The following is a 21142-nucleotide window of genomic DNA, read 5'->3' on the forward strand; positions in this document are numbered from 1 at the left end:
ATATTTTCCACCCAAAGAGTCAAATCGTTACGTTTTCATTTTTTGTCGAATTTCGTAATGTAAGGTAGAGGAGGGATGATAAATGGCATCAGGCAATAAGAAAAAACTAAAACGCGGACTGGATTTCTGGATGTTCGTAGGACCGGTTTTTTTGGTTTTCGCGGTCATTGTTCTTGTTCCATTTTTTAATGGCGTTATGTATTCATTCACGGATTGGAACGGGATTACAGGTGAACTGAATTGGATTGGTTTTGACAATTATGTTCGATTGTTTACGAGTGATGAACAGTTCCAACAGTCATTTTGGTTAACGACGCGCTATACAATTGTTGCTGTTGTCTTGACCAATCTAGTTGGATTCATCCTGGCATTTTTATTAACACAAAACATTCGGACTCGTAATTTTTTACGAACGATTTTCTTTATGCCGAACTTGATTGGTGGATTGATTCTTGGGTTCATCTGGCAGTTTATTTATGTGAAAGGTTTTTCTTCGATTGGCGAGTTAACGGGTTGGAGTCTTTTTGAATTACCATGGCTCGGAGATGCCCGAACAGGTTTTTGGGGAATCGTCATCGTCTCGATTTGGCAAGGTGGCGGGTACATCATGGTCATCTATATCGCTGCGTTACAAAATGTACCGCAAGAATTGGTTGAAGCGGCAAAAATTGATGGAGCGAATCGCTTATCGACACTGCGTAATATTACGATTCCATTGATCATGCCGTCGGTGACGATTTGCTTATTCTTAACGATTTCCTGGTCATTCAAACTGTTCGACACGAACTTATCGTTAACGAACGGTGGTCCGTTCAAGTCGACAGAGATGCTCGCTTTGAACATCTACAAAGAATCCTTTACAAATAATAATTTAGGACTTGGTTCAGCGAAGGCTGTCATCTTCTTTGTGGTCGTTGCGGCGATTACAGTCACACAGGTCTACTTAACGAAAAAGCGGGAGGTGGAAGCATGAGTACAGCCCAACCTTTACCGACGCCAAAAAAACAAACGCCAAAACAAAAACCGAAAAAAAAGGGACGTTATTCGATTCGACTTGGAATGGTCGAAATTGCGGCGCTCATCATGGGACTGCTCTATATGATTCCCTTTTACTACGTACTTTCGAATTCGTTTAAGTCGAGAGGGGACATCTTTACGAATACATCCGGTCTTCCAAAAGAGTGGATGGCTTCAAACTACGTGGATGCCTGGGAAGCGATGAACTTCGGAAGAGTATTCTTGAATTCCGTCATCATCACGGTCGGTGCGAATGCAATCATCGTTATTTTCTGTTCGATGGCGGCATGGAAACTCGTTCGGACGAAAACACGCTTGTCGACGATTATTTTCTTTTTGTTCGTCGCAGCGATGATCATTCCGTTCCAATCGATCATGATTCCGTTATCGAAGTTATCGGGTCAGCTCGGTTTGCAAAATAGTTACTGGGGCTTAATCTTGATGTATCTCGGGTTTGGATCAGGATTATCGATTTTCTTGTATCATGGGTTCATGAAATCCATTCCGGAAGAAATCGAAGAAGCGGCCATTATCGATGGCTGCTCACAGTGGGGTGTCTTTTGGCGGATCGTCTTCCCGCTCCTTAAGCCCATTACGGTCACAATCGTCATCTTGAACACGCTTTGGATTTGGAATGACTTTTTGTTACCATCGCTGATGTTACGTGATGTTGATTTACGGACGATTCCACTGGCGACTTTCTATTTCTTCGGTCAATACACGAAACAATGGGACTTGGCGCTTGCCGGACTCGTGCTTGGTATCATCCCGTTACTGCTCTTCTTCTTCGCGATGCAAAAGCAAATCATTCAAGGAATTACGAGTGGTTCCATCAAATGATTTTTGAAAGCGCGTTCTCGCTTCTGCGGGAACGCTTTTGCTTGATAAACTTAATCAGACTAATCAGACAATTTTATTTTTTTGAAAAAAAAAGCTTTTCAAAGTGTGACGGCATAGTGTACGATAATCTCAATTCAATTGTAACAACGACGTTGAAGGGAAGAGTAACACCTTGAAAAACCGTATTAGCGAGCTGGGGACGGTGAGAGCCCAGTCGGAAACAAGTTGTGAAGAACATCCTGGAGTCGCTACCCGAACACGATTGTCAGTAGGCGTAGCCGGAAATGCCTGTCCGTTATCATATGGCCGAAGATTGAGATGATGATTCATCAAGTCTTTTGAGTGAGTAGCTTTGCTACTAACATGGGTGGTACCGCGGAACTGAGTCTTTCGTCCCATATTCTTGGGAGAGAAGGGCTCTTTTTTATGGCTTCTTTTTCAAAACACAATTGAGGAGGAAGAAAACCATGACAACACTCGTATCGATGAAACAGACACAGGAAGCCATCACACTCGTAAAAAAACGCTTTGAGGACCAGTTCTCTAAAACACTCGGATTGACACGTGTAGAAGCACCTTTATTCGTAGAAAGCACACTAGGTGTCAACGATCACTTAAACGGAACGGAGCGTGTCATTCGCTTTGATGCAATCGATCATCAAGTAGAACTTGAAATCGTTCAGTCACTCGCGAAGTGGAAACGCCAAGCGTTGCACACATATGGGTTTGCAGAAGGCGAAGGGCTATATACATTGATGCATGCGATCCGTCGGGATGAAGTACTCGACGCGACACATTCGATTCATGTTGATCAATGGGACTGGGAACGGATCATCTCAAAAGAAGCTCGGACAATCGATTCATTAAAGACAACGGTCTTATCCATCTATGAAACAATTCGCCAAGTTGAATTAGAAGTTCAAGAGCAGTTCGGGATTGAAGCGACGTTACCGAAGACGATTCATTTCATGACGACACAAGAGCTCGAAGATTCGTATCCGAGCCTATCATCAAAAGAGCGGGAAACGGCAATTACAAAAGAGTACGGTGCGGTCTTCCTTATGCAAATCGGCGGAGCTTTAGCTTCTGGAGAAAAACATGATGGCCGAGCAGCTGATTACGACGACTGGTCACTAAACGGTGATATTTTAGTTCATCACCCGGAAATTGGTGCTTTTGAGTTATCATCGATGGGAATTCGCGTCGATCGGGCGGCACTCTTGTCTCAAATCAAGACGACAGGAGAACACGAAAAATTAGAGTTTCCTTTCCATCAAGGTGTTCTTTCAGAGACACTCCCGTTGACGATGGGAGGAGGGATCGGGCAATCACGAATGGCGATGTTCCTATTGAAGAAACGTCACATCGGGGAAGTCCAAGCATCCGTCTGGTCAGAGGAAACGCGTCGTTCGTACCGCGAGCAAGGTGTGCACCTCCTGTAAGCGAGTGACTATATTATATAGAAGAAATGAAAATGAGATCTCACAAACGTGGGGTCTCTTTTTTAGTATGAGTAAGTTCATAAGACCTTAGACGGAGGGAAAACGTGTTGAATTGACGTATAATGGGCATAAGAATAAATAAGAAAGAGGTGAAGACATGTCTGCATTACTCATTACAGGACTGGTATTTGCGTTATTATTTGTTCTATTTCTTTGGTTTAACATTAAAGGACTTCGAACGATGTGGCGTGATTATAAAGAAACAGGCTCAATGGTAGCACTAGGTTTCTTTATTGTAGGTGTGATTGGTATTTTCACTGGTGTATGGACGACACTTGTCGTCATCATCTATTATCTCCTCCGTCCGCGAGGTTAAAAAAGAGGAGGGGTCAAGCGTGTTAGAGTGGTTATTTGCAGCTGGAGAGTCAAATCTCTGGCTTTTTTTAGGGATTATGATTCTTGGATTAGGTACTGAATTAATTCCGGCAGAAGTCGGGTTACCCTTACTGGGTCTGTATGTCTCAAACGGAACACTCGGCTGGACGACGGCTGTCTTAATCGGCTTCTTTGGTAGCCTGATGGGAGCGACATTATTTTATTTTTTAGGTCGTTATGCTGGACGACCATTACTCGTCCGTTACGGGAAATGGTTATTGATTAAAGAACGGGAAATCGATCAAGGGGAACGAATTGTTTCGAAATACGGAACGTGGTCAGCACTATTTGGTCGTTTCTTTCCTGTCGTTCGGTCGGTTGTCTCGATTCCCTGTGGACTATTTAATCTTTCCTTCAAGCGTTATATCCTTGCTTCGAGTGTCGGATTATTTCCGGTCTCGTTCTTCTATATTTGGCTAGGAGAAAAATTTGGGGTAGCACGTGCAGAGTCGATGTTAAAAGCACTTGAAAAAGAACTGTGGTGGATTCTCGGGATTATCATCATCGGAATCGTCGGTTACATTATTTATCGTCGGAAATCGAAAAAAGGAGAATCGTAAACACGATTCTCCTTTTTGTTATGACGTTTTAGGGAACAGGAAGCGTTTTAACGTTTTAATCCGGTGTTTCGGTGTCAACAACAACAGTTGATCATTTCCTTCGAATACAGTATCACCACGCGGCGTAATGATTTGGTCGTCACGGATGATTGCCGTGATCAAAAATTCTTGAGGGAGTTGAATATCTGAAATCATTTTTCCGATGAACGGATGGTGACGTGGAATCGTTAATTCAATGATTTCAGCGTTTGGTTTTCCAATCGACATAAATTCGATGACGGTTTGAATTGTTGATGAGCCCGTTTCGTTTAAGTGTAAGCGGTCAGCTAATAAACTTAACAAACTCCCTTGAATCAATGTCGAAAGTAGCACTGTGAAGAAGACGATATTGAAAATCATCGAGGCATTATCAATTCCTGCAACAAGTGGATAAGTAGCGAGAATGATTGGAACAGCACCCTTAAGACCTGCAAACGAGATAAAAATCTTCTCACGCCAACTGTATTTAAACGGCAGTAAGCTTAACCAAACAGAAAGTGGACGAGCGATGAAAATCAAAATCAAAGCTAGCGCGATAGACGAAAGAATGACTTGAGGATCAAGCAGCTGTTTCGGGAAGACGAGTAGACCAAGTACGATGAACATTCCGATTTGAGCGAGATGGGCCATGCTCATCGTGAAACGGACGAGTGTCTGCCGATAGACAAGTTCATGGTTGCTGATGTAAATGGCTGTGACATAGACAGCTAAGAATCCGCTTGCTGAGAAAGCAGAAGCAATACCGAATGAGAGGAAACCAAATGACATCAAGAGAATCGGATAAAAACTAGAAGAACTTAAATCGATTCGGTTGATCACGGCAGAAGCGACCCAACCAATCGCGAGTCCAAGTAACAATCCGATAACCATCTCCCAAGTGAGTGAAAACAAGCCGTTTAAAAGAGAGGCATCTTGCGGATTGGTGACAAACTCAAGAAAGAGAACCGTCAAGAATACAGCCATTGGGTCATTTGTCCCTGATTCGACTTCGAGGGTTGAACCCACTTTACGCCGGACGGATTGACCACTCAGCACAGAAAAGATAGCAGCCGCGTCTGTCGACCCGACGATGGCTCCGAGTAAAAAGGAATTGGGCCAGTTAAAGCCAAGAATATAGTGGGAAGCAACGGCAACGACAGTCGTTGCGATGAACACACCGAACGTCGCGAGGGACAAAGATGGGGCGAGCTCTTTTTTGACATCTTTCCAGACCGTTTGAAGACCACCTTCAAACAAGATGACGATTAAGGCAATCGTACCGAACAACTGTGCCAACTCTGCATCGTCAAAACGAATGAAGCCCGTGACATCACTACCAGCAATCATTCCTAAAGAAATGAAAATAAGTAAAGCAGGTATGTTAAAGCGGCTAGATAATTTTGTTGTCCAGACAGCGATGAACAACAAAGAACCAATCAGTAAAATAATCGAAGGTAAGGACATTGCATCAAACTCCTTTGTTAAAATTTAATTCTAACTTCATTATACACTAATCCCGAGTTTTTCGGTCGGATAACGACTGTTCAATATTTTCCACCACACCCGACAAAATTATCTATCTTATTTGGTAGCGTTTTCATTTATTGTAAAAGCGTAGCACGATTATCAACTCGAAATCAGGGAGGTATCCGAATGCGTAAACGTAAATGGGCAACAGTACCAGTCGTCACTACGGCAATGGTCGTCGCATTAGCAGCATGTGGTGGTGGGACGCTAAATAGCGACGATTCTAAGGACAGTGATTCTTCCAAAGATGGAAAGACGCTTAATGTATTCCAGTTTAAAGCGGAGATTGCGAAAGACATGGAACAAATGGCGAAAGAGTACGAAAAGGAAACAGGAACGAAGGTCGTCGTTCAAACAGTCGGTGGTGGATCGGATTATGGTGTAGCCTTGAAGTCACAGTTCGCGTCAGGAAATGAACCGGATGTCTTCAATAATGGTGGTTTTGCTGAAGCAAAAACGTGGCAAGATAAACTTGAAGATTTATCAGACGAGGAGTGGGTCAGTGACTTAACTGATCTTTCAAAAGAACCGATGACGATTGATGGAAAACTATATGGTATGCCGATGAACTTAGAAGGCTATGGTTTTATTTATAATAAAGAAATCTTTAAAAAAGCTGGCATCACAGACTTACCAAAAACGTTAACGGAACTGACGGATGCTTCTAAAAAACTTAAAGCAGATGGTGTGACACCGTTCTCGATCGGATATGGCGAGTGGTGGGTACTCGGAAATCACCTCTTGAATATTCCGATGGCGCAACAAGATGATCCCGACCAGTTTATTGCAGATTTAAACGCAGGAAAAGGGAAATTCGAGGACAACAAACAGTTTAAAGAATTTATTGATCTCTTTGACTTAACGATTGAATACGGGAATAAAAATCCGTTGACGACAGACTATAATACACAAGTCACACAGTTTGCTGAAGGAAAAACAGCGATGATTCAGCAAGGGAACTGGGCGCAACAGTTGATCACGGATGTGAACCCGGACATCGAAATGGGCTTCATCCCGATGCCGATCAATGATGATAAAGAAAAAATGGACCGTCTTCCGGTTGGTGTCCCGAATAACTGGGTCGTCAATAAAAACTCGAAGAATAAAGAAGAAGGTAAGAAGTTCCTCGAGTGGATGGCGACATCGGATACAGGAAAAGACTATATGGTCAATAAATTTAAGTTCATTCCGGCCTTTAAATCCATCGAAGCGACGGACTTAGGACCGCTTGCAGAAGATATTCAAGCTTACTCGAAAGAAGGCAAAACGATTTCATGGAACTGGTTCAAATATCCGGATGGTGCTGTAAATGAATACGGAGCAATCATGCAAGCCTATATCGGTAAACAAAAAACGTCAGAAGAGATGTTACAGGACTTCACGAAGACATGGATGAAAATGAAAAAATAAGCAGTAACTACAGCGATCTCAGACCAGTGGTTTACATGGTGGGGATCGACATGAAAAACTCCTCTTTCCTATCGAATCGATGATAGGGAAGAGGAGTTTTTTACATCTTATAAGAAAAATAACTGGATAAAGAACAGGATGGCAAATAGATAGATTAAGGCATGGACCCGTTGCTTTTGTACGGCTTTCATGATCGGATAGACGATGAATCCGAAGGCAATTCCGGTCGCGATGCTTCCTGAAAGCGGCATGATGATGATGATTAGAAAAGCAGTGAAGGCCTCACTGAAATCTTCCCACGCAATTTGCTTGATGTTTTGAAGCATCAATGCACCGACAAGGATTAAAGCGGGTGCCGTAATCGAAGGAACACCTGAAATCGCTTGGACGACTGGTCCGAAAATCGCTGCGAGCGCAAAGAGCAGACCGACTGTGACCGACGTTAAACCAGTACGTCCTCCGGCAGCAACACCAGAAGCAGACTCAACATAAGCAGTCGTAGGACTTGTACCAAAGATCGAACCGACGACCATCGCCATTGAATCAGATAATAAAGCACGATCACTATTTTTAAGTGAACCGTCCTTCTCAATCAGTCCGGCCTGTTCACCGACTGCGACCATCGTACCTGTCGTATCAAACATCGTTACGAGGACGAACGAAAGGACACCACTAAAGAGTCCGTATTGAAAGACATCTTGAATCGCTGTGAAAGGGTTTGTGACTAACAAGCCTTCCGGTAATGTTGGCCAAGCCGTGAGTGTATTTGAAAATTTGAGTTCTCCCGTGATGAAAGCGAGCGCACCCGCAAGAATCATCGCGTACAGTAATCCACCTGGAACACGTTTGACAGTTAAGATGGCAGCAGTCATCAAACCAATGAGTGTAATAATAGCTTCTGGTGAAGACAGTGAGCCAATCGTAATCAAAGTCGCTTCATCTGCAACAAGAATACCTGACATCTTCAGTCCAAGTGAAGCGATGAAAAGTCCAATTCCACCAGTGATCGCTAACTTGAGTGTCAGTGGAATGATTTCAATCAGTTTCGTCCGGATTGGAGACAACGAGAGCAATAGAAAAATGATTCCGGATACAAAGACGACAGAGAGTGCTGTTTGATAAGGAATTTTTTCACCGATGACGAGAGTATACGTGAAGTACGCATTCAGTCCCATGCCCGGTGCAACGGCGATGGGGAGATTCGCATATAACCCCATTAAAAGCGTTCCGACGAGTGTAGCGATAATGGTCGCAGAAAATGCTTGTGCTTGCGGAATGCCCGCGTCAGCTAAAATCGTTGGGTTGACAACTAAAATATAGGCCATCGTGATGAACGTAATGAACCCGGCTTGGATTTCGCGTTTCACGGTCGTATTATGGGCAGAAAGCTTAAACATAAATAGAGAACCACCTTCGATGAGTTTAATTAAAAAACGAACATTAACGATACTATATGATTATTCATTCGGAATCAAGGATTATTTTTTAAGTATATTATGGATAACTTGATCTATAAACCATCGTAAGCGCTAAAAGGAAGTGGATGTAAGCGGATACAGTTGTGCTATACTATTTATTAGAAGAAAAAGGGTGGAAGGTGGCAAAATGAAGAGCATCCGGACGCGTCTTATATTACTTGTAGCCCTCGCTATCTTGGTTCCGACAACACTTGCTACAACTGCTTCTTATATATATGTACGTCAACAAAACATTGCAGAAGCCGAGCGTTCGAGTTTAAGCGCTCTCCAACGCGGAAATAGTCAAATCAGTCATTATATGGAAGACGTGAAACGGTTATCAACAAGTCTCTACGCTAATCGTTCATTGATGAATATTATGAATGCTGGTGCCGATGCTGAGCTTGGTGAGTCAGATAGTGTCGTCGCTCGTTCCTTACTCGGTCTCTTTTTATCAAGACAGGATGTTGAACAAATTCATTTTGTGATTTTAAAAGGGTACTCGGAATACTCTGTCTATAATATGAAGACTTCCGGTCGTGGCAAATTTGATTGGTTACAAGAGACTGATTATTTTCGATTGATGCAACAAGAAAATGGTTGGTTGATAGATCCGGAACATGTGATTACAGCATATAATTCTCGGACGATGATTCTTGATGAAAAAGAAGTCGTCAGTTTTCGTTACCGGATTGATCGCGTCGAAACGAGTGAACCCATCGGCTTTTTGTCAGTAGACATTCCAGTTCGGGTATTTGAACAACAACTACAGCTGTTTGAAAATTCACCGGACGAATCATTATGGTTAATGAGTGGGAATCACTTAATCGCGAAGACAGGAACGACATTACCGGTGACGACTGAAAAAATGACTGGAAAAAGTGGGAGCATGCACGTCGGTAGCTCGTTCATCGTGTATGTGAAGACCGAAAAGCAAGGCGTGCCGATTACACTGATCAAGAAAATTCCTTATGCTTCTGTCATCAAGGGAGCAAATGAAACGGCAATCATTTTATTGGTGATTGGTTTAGTGTCACTTCTATTAATGATTATGGCGGCAAGTCTCGTCGCACTCGAAATTACAAAACCGATCAAACAATTGACGGCAAATGTCTGGCGGGTCGAGCAAGGGGACCTCTCCACACGTTTTGTCGCGACGACAAATGATGAAATCGGTTTATTGAATCGCCAGTTTCAACGAATGGTGCACCGGATGGATCGTTTGATTAAACGAGAATACCGGTTAGCACTTGAAAATCGGACGAACGAGCTACGTGCGTTGCAATCACAGCTCAATCCACACTTCTTATTTAATGCGCTACAATCAATCGGAACAACGACGTTGCAAGGGGACCGGAAAGTCGCCTACCGTTCGATAACCGGTCTTTCACAAATGATGCGTTATTCGATGAACAACGAACAGACGATTGTCACATTAAAGCAAGAAGTCGACCATCTTCAAGGGTATATGCGCTTACAACAACAGCGTTTCCCAGAAAAATTTCGTTATATCGTCGATGTCCCGTGGCACATGAACCCGATTGAAGTACCAAAAATGATTTTGCAACCGTTCGCTGAGAATTACTTTAAACATGCCTTTAATCAGCAAAGTGATGCGTTAGAAAATTACTTAGCGTACAAAATTAGAACCGATGGGGACCAACTGATCATTAGCGTCGAAAACAGCGGACCGATCATGTCTGAGGCAGATCTTGAGATGATTAACCAAAAAATGCGGGCACATCGCGCTCCTGAAGACCGGCAAACATCTGGTATCGGCTTACACAATATATACGAACGTCTTCAAATTTTTTACGGTGAACGCACAAACATGACGCTCCAATCTCCAATAGAAGGTGGATTCAGAATCACTATCCGAATTCCAATCGAACAGGAGGAATTGTAATGAATGTACTAATCGTTGATGATGAACAACACGTTCGTGACGCTGTAAAGTTACTTGGTGAATGGGGTGACTGGAAAGTATCGCATATTTTTGAAGCGGAGGATGGAGCAGCTGCGAAAAAAATCTTAAATGAAGAAAAAGTCGGATTGATGCTGACCGATGTTGAAATGCCGGGAGTAGACGGATTAAGTTTATTAGAATGGACAAAAAATCATCATCCAAAGGTCGTCACGATCGTGTTGACAGGTTATGATGATTATACGTATATGCGTCGTGCGATCTTACATCAATCGTTTGATTACTTATTGAAACCGATCGATCCAGATGTTTTAAATGATGCGCTTTCCCGAGCGATGGAGCTGATTTGCCCAGTTCAAGAGCAGGGAGAGGCGATTGATCAAATTGCGAAGTATATCGAGACACATTATGCGGAAGAGTTAACGCTCCAGCTCATGAGTGAGCGCTTCTATTTAAGCCGAGAATATATATCAAGGCGCTTTAAACAGCGTTTTTTGGTTAACTTATCGGATTATATCCAAACGATTCGTCTAAATCGGGCAAAGGAATTGCTGGGAGAGACGAACGCCCGTATATATGAGATTGCCGTTGAAGTCGGGTATCAGGATGATAAATATTTTCGAAAAGTATTTAAGAAGCAATTCGGCATGACACCGAATGAGTTTAGAGAGTTGTTATCTATTTAATTAAACGAACGTCAAGGAGGAAACGTACATGAGCGTACACATTAATGCAGCAGAAGGTCAAATCGCAGAAACAGTTTTACTTCCGGGAGATCCTCTTCGCGCGAAGTACATCGCCGAAACATTTTTAGAGGACGTTGTTCTTTATAATGAAGTGCGTGGGATGTATGGCTTCACAGGAACATACAAAGGGAAAAAAGTATCCGTTCAAGGAACAGGTATGGGTGTTCCGTCGATGTCAATTTATGCAAATGAACTCGTTCAATCGTATGGTGCAAAAAACTTGATCCGTGTCGGTACAGCGGGCGGGATTACACCGGATGTAAAAGTACGTGACGTCGTCATCGCGATGAGTGCTTCACACGACATGGCTCAAAATCGTGTCCGTTTCAATGGATTGGATTATGCGCCGACAGCTTCATTCGAGTTATTGCATAAAGCGTACACAATGGCACAAGAACACGGAATCGACGCAAAAGTCGGTCAAGTCTTCACGACGGATCAATTTTATCAAGATGATTTCCACCACTTCAAAAAATGGGCGGACTTCGGTTGCCTCGCAATCGAGATGGAAGCAGCAGGTCTCTACACACTCGCTGCAAAACATAAAGTCAATGCCTTGACGATTTTGACGATTTCAGATCACCTCCTAACGGGAGAAGAAACAACGTCTGAAGAACGCCAAACGACGTTCAATGATATGATGAAAGTGGCACTTGAAACAGCGATTCAGCTGTAATCAATCAGATGAAATAAGACGATGCGGATGGTAAAATCACTGTCTTCATGAAACGAAAAAAGCAGGACTCGCGTTTCGAGTCCTGCTTTTTTGTCTAATCACAAAGAAGAGGGAGCATACGATTGAATCATTGCTCATTCGCTATGATAGAATGAGGAAAAGATACCCTAGACCATGAGGAGGAACACGAGATGGAATCGACGATGACTGAATCAACTATTTCGAATCTTGTTCAAACGCAACGTAATTTCTTTAAGACAGGCGCGACGCGAAGTGTTGCGTTTCGTCTAAGTATGTTGACGTTTTTAAAGCAAGCGATTGAAACGCATGAAGAAGCAATTTATGAGGCATTAAAAACGGACTTGAATAAAGGACGTCAAGATGCGTTTACGACGGAAATCGGATTCGTCTACGGCGAACTCGCACGGATGGAGAAGAAACTTCGCCGACTTGCTAAACCGAAACGAGTCGGGACACCGTTGTTACATATCGGGTCAAAAAGTGACATCCATTATGAACCATACGGAAACGTGCTCGTCATCGCGCCGTGGAACTATCCTTTCCAGCTCGCTGTTGCACCAATCATCGGGGCGATCGCTGCCGGAAATACGGTTGTCTTGAAACCATCAGAACTAACACCAAACGTCTCGCGTGTTCTCCGTGAAGTCTTTGAAACGGCATTTCACGAACGATTTGGACTTGTCATCGAGGGGGATGCGGACGTCAGTTCAGCTGTTCTTGAAGAGAAGTTTGATTACATCTTCTTTACGGGGTCGACGCGTGTCGGAAAAATCGTCCATCAAGCAGCGGCGAAATATTTGACACCTGTCACGCTTGAACTCGGCGGGAAGTCTCCGACGATCGTTCACCGTGATGCGAACTTAAAGCTTGCTGCAAAACGAATTACTTGGGGCAAATGGTTAAACGCAGGACAGACGTGTATCGCCCCTGACTATGTTTTTGTCCATGAAGACGTCCGCGAGGAATTTTTACGCTTGATTGAAAAGGAAGCTTTTGCCCAGTATGGTAATGGTGTTGGTGTGAATTCTTACGTCAAGATTGTTTCAGACAGTCATTTGGATCGATTGAGTGGCTACTTGCCCCAAGGTGAAATTTTATTTGGTGGTCAAGTCGATGCAGCGACGAGAAAGATGGCACCAACCGTCATGACGGACGTTGATCCAGAAAGTCCGTTGATGCAAGAAGAAATCTTTGGACCGATTCTTCCAGTCTATTCTTATCGTGAAGTGGAAGAGGTCATCCGTTTCATCAATGACCGTGATAAGCCGTTGGCGCTCTATCTCTTCACAGAAAGTAAAGCTGTTCAGCATCGTGTACTCGATCGTGTGTCATTTGGTGGTGGATGCATCAATGATACGTTGATGCATGTTGCGCAACATAACTTGCCATTTGGCGGGGTCGGCGGAAGTGGTATCGGTGGCTATCATGGGAAATTCAGCTTTGAGACGTTCAGCCACCGTAAAGGAGTCGTCAACAATACGACGAAGTTCGATTTGCCGTTCCGCTACATGCGCTCGAATACCGATTCAAAATGGATGCGTTATTTATTATAAATGGGACTTAAACGGAGCCAAGAGTAGATCCAATCGGTCTACCTTGGCTTTTTTTTGTTTATTTAATTTGTGAAATAGTGAACAAAGTTTGACAATCTTTTGAAAAAACGCTATTTTCCCTTGTGATGTTCTATACTGAAGGCAGAAGCTACGGAAAGGAGAATGCGAGATGCTTACTTGTGGGACGACAGAAGCCAATACGTTCGTGTTGTCGAGTGAGACACGTGAATTACTTGAAGAGTTCATGACTGAGGTATCTTTTAAAAAAGACTCAATCGTCTGTTGGGAAGGGGAAATGAACGATAAACTTTTTTATGTGAAACAAGGTGGTGTAAAACTATCAAAGCTCACGAAAAAAGGTAGCCCGCTAATGATGTTCTTATATTTCAAAGGTGACTTATTTGGTGAATTCGATGTCGGAGAAGCATTTCCAAGCTCCTATAGTGTCGAAACGATGGAGGACAGTGTCATTGGCTTCATCTCGAAATCGACACTCGAAGATTTGATGAAAAAAGATGGAACATTCGCATTAGATATCATGCGCTGGCAAGCCTTGATGCGAAAACAAACGGAAACGAAGTTACGTGACCTCTTATTGTTCGGGAAACAAGGGGCACTCGCTTCGACACTCTTACGACTAATCGCAATGGACGGAAAAAAAGTCGATGACGATTACGTGATTTCAAAGCGACCGTCGGATACTGAACTCGGTCAGTTGATCGGGGCACCACGTGAAACGGTCAACCGGATGTTTTCTCAGTGGAAAAAAGACAATGTCATTTCGATGACGACGACTAAAATCATCGTTCATGATGCCAACTATTTACGCGATCTTTGCCACTGTGAAGGGTGTCCTGTCGGTGTCTGCCGGATTTAAACTTAACTTGAGCGTTAGCTTACGGAGCCATACGCTGGAGCTGACTTAAAAATTGCTCCAACATCATCCTTTTGATGGAACCGCAACACGTCAAACTTTAGAAGAACTTATCAGCAGTCTAGGATCATATTCTTTTTGAATGTGGTCCTTCAGGATGTAGACAACGTGCTATCGGGAGATCAAGCGTCTTTTTTCGTTGCTTTCCTCGGGCGAGGCGCAAGCCGTTGCTCCTTGATCCTCACGGACAACGAGCAGGGTCTTGCCTGCCTCTGAACGTGCGTTAAAAACGCACTTTTTCCCGTAGGAGTCAACGAAATGTGACGCTTTTTATAGGAATACCGTGACGGAAAGCCTGGCATGCAGACGGTTTAGCACGCAATCCGTCTCGAATCGCTTAGAACCGCGAAAAGCAATCGGTTGCGACCCTGCAGCTTGGCTGTAGCGGCGCGGAAGGTTGCCGCTTTGAAGACGAGACGAGACAGGGACGCGCGAACGGATTGCCTCTCGTTATAGTATGTTCACTCTTCATAATAGTTTGTCTACACGCTGTAGGATCACATTCTTTTTGAATGCGGTCCTTTTTTGTGTCGCACAAACAGTAACGGTTCAAAATATGTTCAGTACGTAATATGTTCAGTACGTAACAAGTTGTGAACTTTATGTGTGTTTTATAAAAGAAAAGCGCGAAATCGTCACAATTGGTGTGACGTTTATCACATATTACGAAGGGTGTCTTTTTCTAAAATAAAGGTAGGTTAAGTCACCGATTCAACGACGGAAGGGAGCTACTGATCATGCGTCAGAAATCAGATACAGAACTGAAGGGAACGTTTATCGCTGTATTTATCGTTGCCGGAGTCATCATCGGAATGTGGGGATCAATCTTTTTATTATTCACTTCAAGATAAGGGGGAATCAGGGTGCATATTCATCGTTTAGAAAAAATATGGTTAGTATTCGGTTGTATCATGTTGGCAGTCTTTTTAATCATCATTGGCGTATCAGCATTCGCTTCTGATAATCAACCACCGTCGGATGCAACATTGATTGACCCGACGCAAGTCGATCAGACGAAGCCATTTGATAAACCGGGTCTAAAAAAAATTGACGACAATAAATATGAGGCCGTCATGGTCTCACAAGCTTTCCAGTTCACACCGCAAGACATGATTATCAAAAAAGGCGCGACCGTCGATTTTCTGGTGACGTCGAAAGATGTCGTCCATGGATTTGAAATCGTCAAGACGAACGTCAATATGATGGTCGTTCCCGGACATATCAATTCAATCGAGTACACATTTAAAGAAGCTGGTGAATATTTAATTGTCTGTAATGAATATTGTGGATCGGCGCATCACATGATGTCGACTAAGATTAAGGTGGTGGAATAAATGAATGCGATTTCGAAAAAATTAATGGAGTTTGAGATGGAGCGGGGAATCCCCGCAGGAGAGATTGGATTAAAAGAAGCAAAACTCGGATTTGCCTACGTCAGTTTTTCACTTGTGGCGTTACTGATCGGTGGACTATGTGGTCTACTACAGACACTCGTCCGTACTGGAGTCATTCCAGAAATTGCTGGAGTCGGTTATTATGAATTGCTGACGGCTCACGGACTAATGCTTGCGATTGTCTTTACGACATTATTCATATTTGGACTTTTATTTTCATTTTTAGGACAGTCGTTCGGGCGTTTTGAAGAGTTTCCGAGACGCTTGGGCTGGGTTGGATTCTGGTTGATGATTGTCGGTGTCCTCCTTGTCACATGGATGGTGTTAGCAGGTGAAGCATCCGTTCTCTACACATTTTATGCGCCGCTGAAGGCACACCCTGTTTTTTATATCGGACTCGTGATTTTCGTTGTTGGAACATGGGTTTCTTCTGCCGCAATGTTCCGGATGTACGCGGATTACAAACGAGAACATAAGGATGTCCATCCACCACTTCAAGCCTATATGAGCATTATGACGGCTTTGTTGTGGGTCATCGCCACGCTAGGTGTCGCAGCGACGATTCTCTTTCAACTCTTGCCGTTATCACTCGGTTGGACGGATAAGGTCGGGATCGAATTATCCCGGACATTATTTTGGTATTTTGGTCATCCGCTCGTCTATTTTTGGTTATTGCCAGCCTATATCGTATGGTACACGGTCATTCCAAAGATTGTTGGGGGTAAGATTTTTTCAGATGCTTTAGCACGAATGTCATTTTTACTGTTCTTATTGTTCTCGTTCCCTGTTGGTTTTCACCATCAGTTGCTCGAACCCGGTATTTCAGCATTTTGGAAGTACATCCAAGTCGTCTTGACGTTCCTTGTCATCATTCCTTCATTGATGACAGCATTCTCGATGTTTGCGACATTTGAACTAGCAGGTCGTCGTCAAGGTGCGACCGGACTATTTGGGTGGATCAAGAAAATGCCGTACCGGGATGTCCGCTTTCTTGCACCGTTCGTCGGCATGTTGTTCTTCATCCCGGCTGGAGCCGGTGGTGTCATCAATGCTTCTCACCAATTGAATATCGTCGTGCATAACACTTTATGGGTGACAGGTCACTTCCATATCACAGTCGGGGCTGCAGTCGCGTTGACGTTCTTTGGAACGGCCTATTGGCTTGTTCCATTATTACGAGGACGGACCTTAACAAAACGGATTAATACAATTGGTCTCATCCAGACGGCGACGTGGACGATTGGTATGCTCTTTATGTCGACTGCGATGCATATTTCAGGCTTGCTTGGCAATCCGAGACGGACGGGTCCTGCGGCATATTTCAAAGATTCGCTCGTCGCAGATTGGATTCCCTATCACGTTGCGATGGCAATCGGTGGTACGATCCTCTTTATTTCAATCCTCTTATTCTTGTTTGCGATGTTCCAACTGGCCTTCCGGACACCGAAAGGAAGTACTGAATTTCCTGTCGCGGAAACAGAGGAAGCAGCGATGAAGACACCACTCTTCTTTGAGAACTGGAAACTTTGGATTTTCGTGACGTTTGCTTTGATTGCGTTTGCTTACACAGTACCGATTTGGCACATGATTGATAATGCGCCTCCTGGAGCTCCAGGTTGGAAACTCTGGTAGCCCTATCGAAAAGTGCTGATAGCTTACTAGCACTTTTTATACACGCTGAAGGGTGAAAATGCTATATTGAGAAGCAATCCGTTCGTGCTTTCCTGTCTCGCCTCGTCTTCAAAGCGGCAACCGGTCACGCCGCTACAGCAAAGCTGCAGGGTCGCGACCGATTGCTTTTCGCTTTAAAAGCGATTTGAGACGGATCGCGCTCTAAACCGTCTCCACGCCTGGATTTCCTTCACGGTATTACTTGAAAAGCGTCACTTTTCATTGACTCCTGCGGGAAAAAGTGCGTTTTTAACGCACTTTCAGAGGCAGGCAAGACCCTGCTCGTTGTCCGCTAGGATCCAAGGAGCAACGGCTTGCGCCTCGCCCGAGGAAAGCAACGAAACACGGCGCTTAATCTCCCAATCGCACGTTGTTTACAGTCTGAAGGGCCAGCTTTGATAAGCTGACCCTTTTTTTAATGAATGGATGCGTAGACGAGTGCAAAAACTAAGTAAAAGATTACTTCACGATGTGGTGCTTAAAGGCATAGACGACGGCTTGCGTCCGATCGACGACATCGAGCTTTGATAAAATGTTGGAAACATGCGTTTTGACTGTTTTTAGGGAGATGAACAGTTCGTCTGCAATCTCTTGATTGGCCATACCGCGCGCCATCAACTGTAAGACTTCTTGTTCACGCTCCGTTAAATCGTCGTGGAGTTGACTAGCAGGTTTGCGCAGGCGTTCCATCATCTTACCTGTCACTTGAGCTGCCATGACAGATTGTCCGCTCGCTGTCTTGCGAATTGCTTCCGCAATATCAAACGCGCTTGCCGTTTTTAGGACGTAACTCATCGCACCGGCTTCAATGACGGGATAAACTTTCTCATCATCTAAGAAACTTGTGACGACTAAAATTTTAGCTTCCGGCCACTCGGCGCGAATCAGACGTGTTCCTTCGACACCATCGACCGGCTCCATGACTAAGTCCATCAAAATCACATCAGGGCGATGTTCAAGAGCAAGTTTCGCTCCGATTTGTCCGTCAGCAGCTTCTGCGACCACTTCAATATCAGGTTGGGTCGATAAAAAGGCAGAGACTCCAGCGCGAACCATTTCATGGTCATCGACTAATAATACGCGTATCATACTTGCACCATCCGTTCTTTTCTAAGTTTGACTTCAATCTGTGTTCCTTGACCGGGCACACTGACGAGGCGAATCGTCCCACCGATTTCAGCCGTACGTTCGCGCATCGAGTTGATCCCGTACGAGGCGAGTTTTTTCTCGTCGACGATAAAGCCGACACCGTCGTCATTCATACTCAAGATGATTGTCTCATTGAATTGACGCAATTCGATATTCATGTGCGATGCTTTCGCGTGGCGTAAAGCATTCGTCAAGCCTTCTTGAACGATGCGGAATAATTCATTTTCAATCGGGCGCGGTAATTCAATCGGTTCGAGTTTCCAGCTCAATTGCGTCGATTGTTTCCTTGATAGTTCTTCGAGCAGTTGGGTTAGTCCTTGTTGTAAAGTCATGCCTTCGAGTTCCACGGGACGTAGTTGGAGCAATAAAGAACGCATTTCCGATTGTGCCGTCTGTGCCATCGTCTCGACTAAGTCAATTTGTTTCGCTGCCGTTTCCGGTTGCGTCAAAATCGTTTGTTTGGCAGCCGTCGTCATCATCGAAATGGCATAAAGTTGTTGGGAGACGGAGTCATGGAGATCACGTGCGAGACGTTTGCGTTCTTCCGTGATGGCTTGGACACGAACTTGTTCGACGTGTTGCGGACGTGTACTGATTTTTTGAACCGTCTCGACCTGTTCATCGATTCGTTTCCCAATTCGTGAGAGGCGGGTCAGTGTGTGGAAGTAAGGTCCGTTGACAATCGTGACTTCTTTTCCTTGCTCGAGTTCGATGATGGCAGTTGTGACACGTTTGAAGTCACGACGTAAAAAGAAGTAGTGGATGCTGCCGATTGCGAGCGGAAGTAACAGGGATAATCCGACGACAAGCAATAAGACAGGTAAATCTTGTTGACGGACGAAAAGTACATGCCAATCGACTTGGCGTGTACTTAAAAACAAACCAGTCGTCACGACGGCTGTCAGAAATCCGGTCAATACTTGGAGCGCGATGACACCGAGCGGGAAGTGATCACGTTTCATATCGAGGTCACCTCCACGTTACCGATGCCAAGCATGACGTGAATGCGGACTTTTCGAGTCGCTTCTTCATATTGTGGTGCCCGGAACTGAATGCGACGGTTAAAAAATGTCGGGATCCGGCGGACATCTGTTTTGACGCTTCCAAAACCAATCGACGTATCAAGCGTATAGTCATATCCTGAAGGTAATAAAATACGCACATCTCCGACGACACCACTGATGACGATGAGTGTTTCACCTTCTGGGACATAGGCATGCGTTAAATCGATTTCTAAATCTTTGACGATGAACTGTTCACTCAAGTCTTTTAACACGTAAGGTGTTTCAGACTGCGTCGAAAACGAGTAAGCAGGTTGGATCGTAATGCCTTCTTCTTCATAAAGACGTGGTGAAATCTTCGAAAAGAAAAATTCGCGGACGGAGTGTCGGGTGACAAGGATAATTCCGAGATATAGCAAAATTCCGGCGATGACGAATCCGACAGCTGCCGAGCTCAAGACGACTCCAGCTAAGATAATCGTACCGACGATATAAAACAGGATGGCCAGTTTTTCATGACCGCGACGCCGAAAATGAATCCCGACATAATACAACAAGAACGGGAATAAGATTCCAAATAAGACGTTTCCGGCTCCAGTCATCAAATCATAAAATAATCCGAGCGCGAATAGGATCGACACGTAGCCGACTAATTGTTTTGTACTTAATCGTCGCACGATCAATCTCCTCCCTGACATGACAAAGGGAGGCAAGGGCCTCCTTCGTCAAAATACTTATTTTTGGAAGCGACGTTCGAGTTCCGCAATACGTGAATCGATGTCGTCTTCTGGTGTTTGTTCTGCGACATCCGGTTCTGATACCGTAAACGGATGTTCTTCTTGTTTAATAGTAGCATTTGGTTCGCGTTCTAGCACCTGGTTCATCTTTGATTTTAAATTAGAAACGTTTTCCCGCATCATCCACTCATAGCGTTTATTTTGCAAGTCTTCGAGTTTAAGTTTCAACTCGAGTGCTTCCCGTTCAAGTTGCGTCAATTCCCGTTTCGTTTCAACAATCAACTCTTCGAAGAAACGGAACTGTTCACCGTAATGTTTGGATTCGATAGCGGCGCGTTCTGCAAGTTCCTGCTCTTCAGCTTGTTTAGCAATTTCGACTTGGGCAAACCGCTTATCAGCTAGTTCTTTTGCTTCATCTTGTTTTTGTGTGAGTTCGCTTAGGAGTGACCGTTGACGTTCGAGTAGCCGGTCGATTTCTTTTAAATCAGATTCGGTAATCCGGATATGACGGACTAATTTTTTAGCCGGGACTTCACCTTGCTCGGCTGCCTTTTTGACTTCCGTCATCATTTGGTTAGCAAAATCATTGAGTTGGTCGAATACGTTCTTCATTGTGAATTCCTCCTTGAG

The 21142-nt window shown here is 44.1% G+C and carries 20 protein-coding genes and 1 other annotated feature; of the genes, 14 read left to right on the plus strand and 6 right to left on the minus strand.

The genetic code is table 11. The features are described 5' to 3' along the window. Positions 1-82 precede the first annotated feature (82 nt). From KNQ05_RS11635 to KNQ05_RS11655, 5 genes are all read left to right on the plus strand, one after another. Positions 83-973, plus strand: a complete 891-nt coding sequence (locus KNQ05_RS11635; RefSeq protein WP_088836377.1) for a carbohydrate ABC transporter permease — start codon at positions 83-85, stop codon at positions 971-973. Next, positions 970-1857: a carbohydrate ABC transporter permease gene (locus KNQ05_RS11640; RefSeq protein WP_214766670.1), complete on the plus strand. Its 888-nt coding sequence runs from the start codon at positions 970-972 to the stop codon at positions 1855-1857. The genes KNQ05_RS11635 and KNQ05_RS11640 overlap by 4 nt, the downstream gene beginning before the upstream one ends. A 143-nt stretch (positions 1858-2000) precedes the next feature. Continuing rightward, positions 2001-2258, plus strand: a binding site (T-box leader). Between the two features lie 66 nt (positions 2259-2324). Continuing rightward, positions 2325-3299 (plus strand): aspartate--ammonia ligase, encoded by a 975-nt coding sequence (gene asnA / locus KNQ05_RS11645; RefSeq protein ID WP_214766668.1) that lies wholly within the window; start codon positions 2325-2327, stop codon positions 3297-3299. 157 nt (positions 3300-3456) lie between these two features. Then, on the plus strand, positions 3457-3675 hold the full coding sequence (locus tag KNQ05_RS11650) for a hypothetical protein (protein WP_214766666.1): 219 nt from the start codon (positions 3457-3459) through the stop codon (positions 3673-3675). 19 nt (positions 3676-3694) lie between these two features. Further along, the gene (locus KNQ05_RS11655) at positions 3695-4294 is read left to right on the plus strand and encodes a DedA family protein (protein ID WP_214766664.1); all 600 of its coding nucleotides are present in this window, start codon (positions 3695-3697) and stop codon (positions 4292-4294) included. A gap of 18 nt (positions 4295-4312) precedes the next feature. On the opposite strand, the gene KNQ05_RS11660 is transcribed toward KNQ05_RS11655, so the two are convergent. Further along, complete coding sequence (locus KNQ05_RS11660; RefSeq protein WP_088836382.1) at positions 4313-5776, minus strand: potassium/proton antiporter; 1464 nt, start codon at positions 5774-5776, stop codon at positions 4313-4315. A 189-nt stretch (positions 5777-5965) separates the two neighbouring features. On the opposite strand from KNQ05_RS11660, the gene KNQ05_RS11665 reads away from it, so the two are divergent. Further along, on the plus strand, positions 5966-7249 hold the full coding sequence (locus KNQ05_RS11665; protein WP_214805445.1) for an ABC transporter substrate-binding protein: 1284 nt from the start codon (positions 5966-5968) through the stop codon (positions 7247-7249). Positions 7250-7356: 107 nt separating this feature from the next. Here the strand turns inward: KNQ05_RS11665 and KNQ05_RS11670 are convergent, their stop codons facing one another. Next, positions 7357-8646, minus strand: coding sequence for an NCS2 family permease (locus KNQ05_RS11670; protein ID WP_214805447.1), 1290 nt, complete (start codon positions 8644-8646; stop codon positions 7357-7359). Positions 8647-8854: 208 nt separating this feature from the next. Between KNQ05_RS11670 and KNQ05_RS11675 the strand changes: the two genes are divergently transcribed. The 8 genes from KNQ05_RS11675 (at position 8855) to KNQ05_RS11710 (ending at position 17586) form a co-directional block, all read left to right on the plus strand. Next, positions 8855-10612 carry a sensor histidine kinase gene (locus KNQ05_RS11675; protein WP_214766662.1) on the plus strand — a complete coding sequence of 586 codons (1758 nt, stop codon included), beginning with the start codon at positions 8855-8857 and terminating at the stop codon, positions 10610-10612. Beyond that, positions 10612-11316 carry a response regulator transcription factor gene (locus KNQ05_RS11680; RefSeq protein WP_088836386.1) on the plus strand — a complete coding sequence of 235 codons (705 nt, stop codon included), beginning with the start codon at positions 10612-10614 and terminating at the stop codon, positions 11314-11316. Before KNQ05_RS11675 ends, KNQ05_RS11680 begins: the two co-directional genes overlap by 1 nt. A gap of 28 nt (positions 11317-11344) precedes the next feature. Further along, positions 11345-12052, plus strand: coding sequence for a purine-nucleoside phosphorylase (gene deoD / locus KNQ05_RS11685; protein WP_029332717.1), 708 nt, complete (start codon positions 11345-11347; stop codon positions 12050-12052). 191 nt (positions 12053-12243) lie between these two features. Beyond that, on the plus strand, positions 12244-13626 hold the full coding sequence (locus KNQ05_RS11690; RefSeq protein WP_214805449.1) for an aldehyde dehydrogenase: 1383 nt from the start codon (positions 12244-12246) through the stop codon (positions 13624-13626). Positions 13627-13795: 169 nt separating this feature from the next. Continuing rightward, on the plus strand, positions 13796-14503 hold the full coding sequence (locus KNQ05_RS11695) for a Crp/Fnr family transcriptional regulator (RefSeq protein ID WP_214766658.1): 708 nt from the start codon (positions 13796-13798) through the stop codon (positions 14501-14503). Between the two features lie 794 nt (positions 14504-15297). Continuing rightward, positions 15298-15411 (plus strand): cytochrome C oxidase subunit II, encoded by a 114-nt coding sequence (locus KNQ05_RS11700; protein ID WP_152638917.1) that lies wholly within the window; start codon positions 15298-15300, stop codon positions 15409-15411. Positions 15412-15423: 12 nt separating this feature from the next. Beyond that, positions 15424-15894 (plus strand): cytochrome c oxidase subunit II, encoded by a 471-nt coding sequence (locus tag KNQ05_RS11705; protein WP_088836389.1) that lies wholly within the window; start codon positions 15424-15426, stop codon positions 15892-15894. Further along, the gene (locus tag KNQ05_RS11710; protein ID WP_214805451.1) at positions 15895-17586 is read left to right on the plus strand and encodes a b(o/a)3-type cytochrome-c oxidase subunit 1; all 1692 of its coding nucleotides are present in this window, start codon (positions 15895-15897) and stop codon (positions 17584-17586) included. Between the two features lie 498 nt (positions 17587-18084). Here KNQ05_RS11710 and KNQ05_RS11715 read toward each other — a convergent pair whose 3' ends face one another. Genes KNQ05_RS11715 through KNQ05_RS11730 form a run of 4 tightly spaced genes read right to left on the minus strand, consistent with a single transcriptional unit; the run spans position 18085 to position 21124 of the window. Continuing rightward, positions 18085-18714 (minus strand): response regulator, encoded by a 630-nt coding sequence (locus KNQ05_RS11715; protein WP_029332722.1) that lies wholly within the window; start codon positions 18712-18714, stop codon positions 18085-18087. Next, entirely contained in the window at positions 18711-19736 is a 1026-nt protein-coding gene (locus KNQ05_RS11720; protein ID WP_034801180.1) for a sensor histidine kinase, read from the minus strand. The genes KNQ05_RS11715 and KNQ05_RS11720 overlap by 4 nt, the downstream gene beginning before the upstream one ends. Beyond that, on the minus strand, positions 19733-20452 hold the full coding sequence (liaF, locus tag KNQ05_RS11725; RefSeq protein WP_029332724.1) for a cell wall-active antibiotics response protein LiaF: 720 nt from the start codon (positions 20450-20452) through the stop codon (positions 19733-19735). The genes KNQ05_RS11720 and liaF overlap by 4 nt, the downstream gene beginning before the upstream one ends. A gap of 57 nt (positions 20453-20509) precedes the next feature. Continuing rightward, positions 20510-21124, minus strand: a complete 615-nt coding sequence (locus tag KNQ05_RS11730) for a hypothetical protein (protein ID WP_214802464.1) — start codon at positions 21122-21124, stop codon at positions 20510-20512. Positions 21125-21142 lie beyond the last annotated feature (18 nt).

The sequence above is a fragment of the Exiguobacterium sp. s125 genome, from assembly GCF_018618605.1.
GTDB lineage: Bacteria > Bacillota > Bacilli > Exiguobacteriales > Exiguobacteriaceae > Exiguobacterium_A > Exiguobacterium_A oxidotolerans.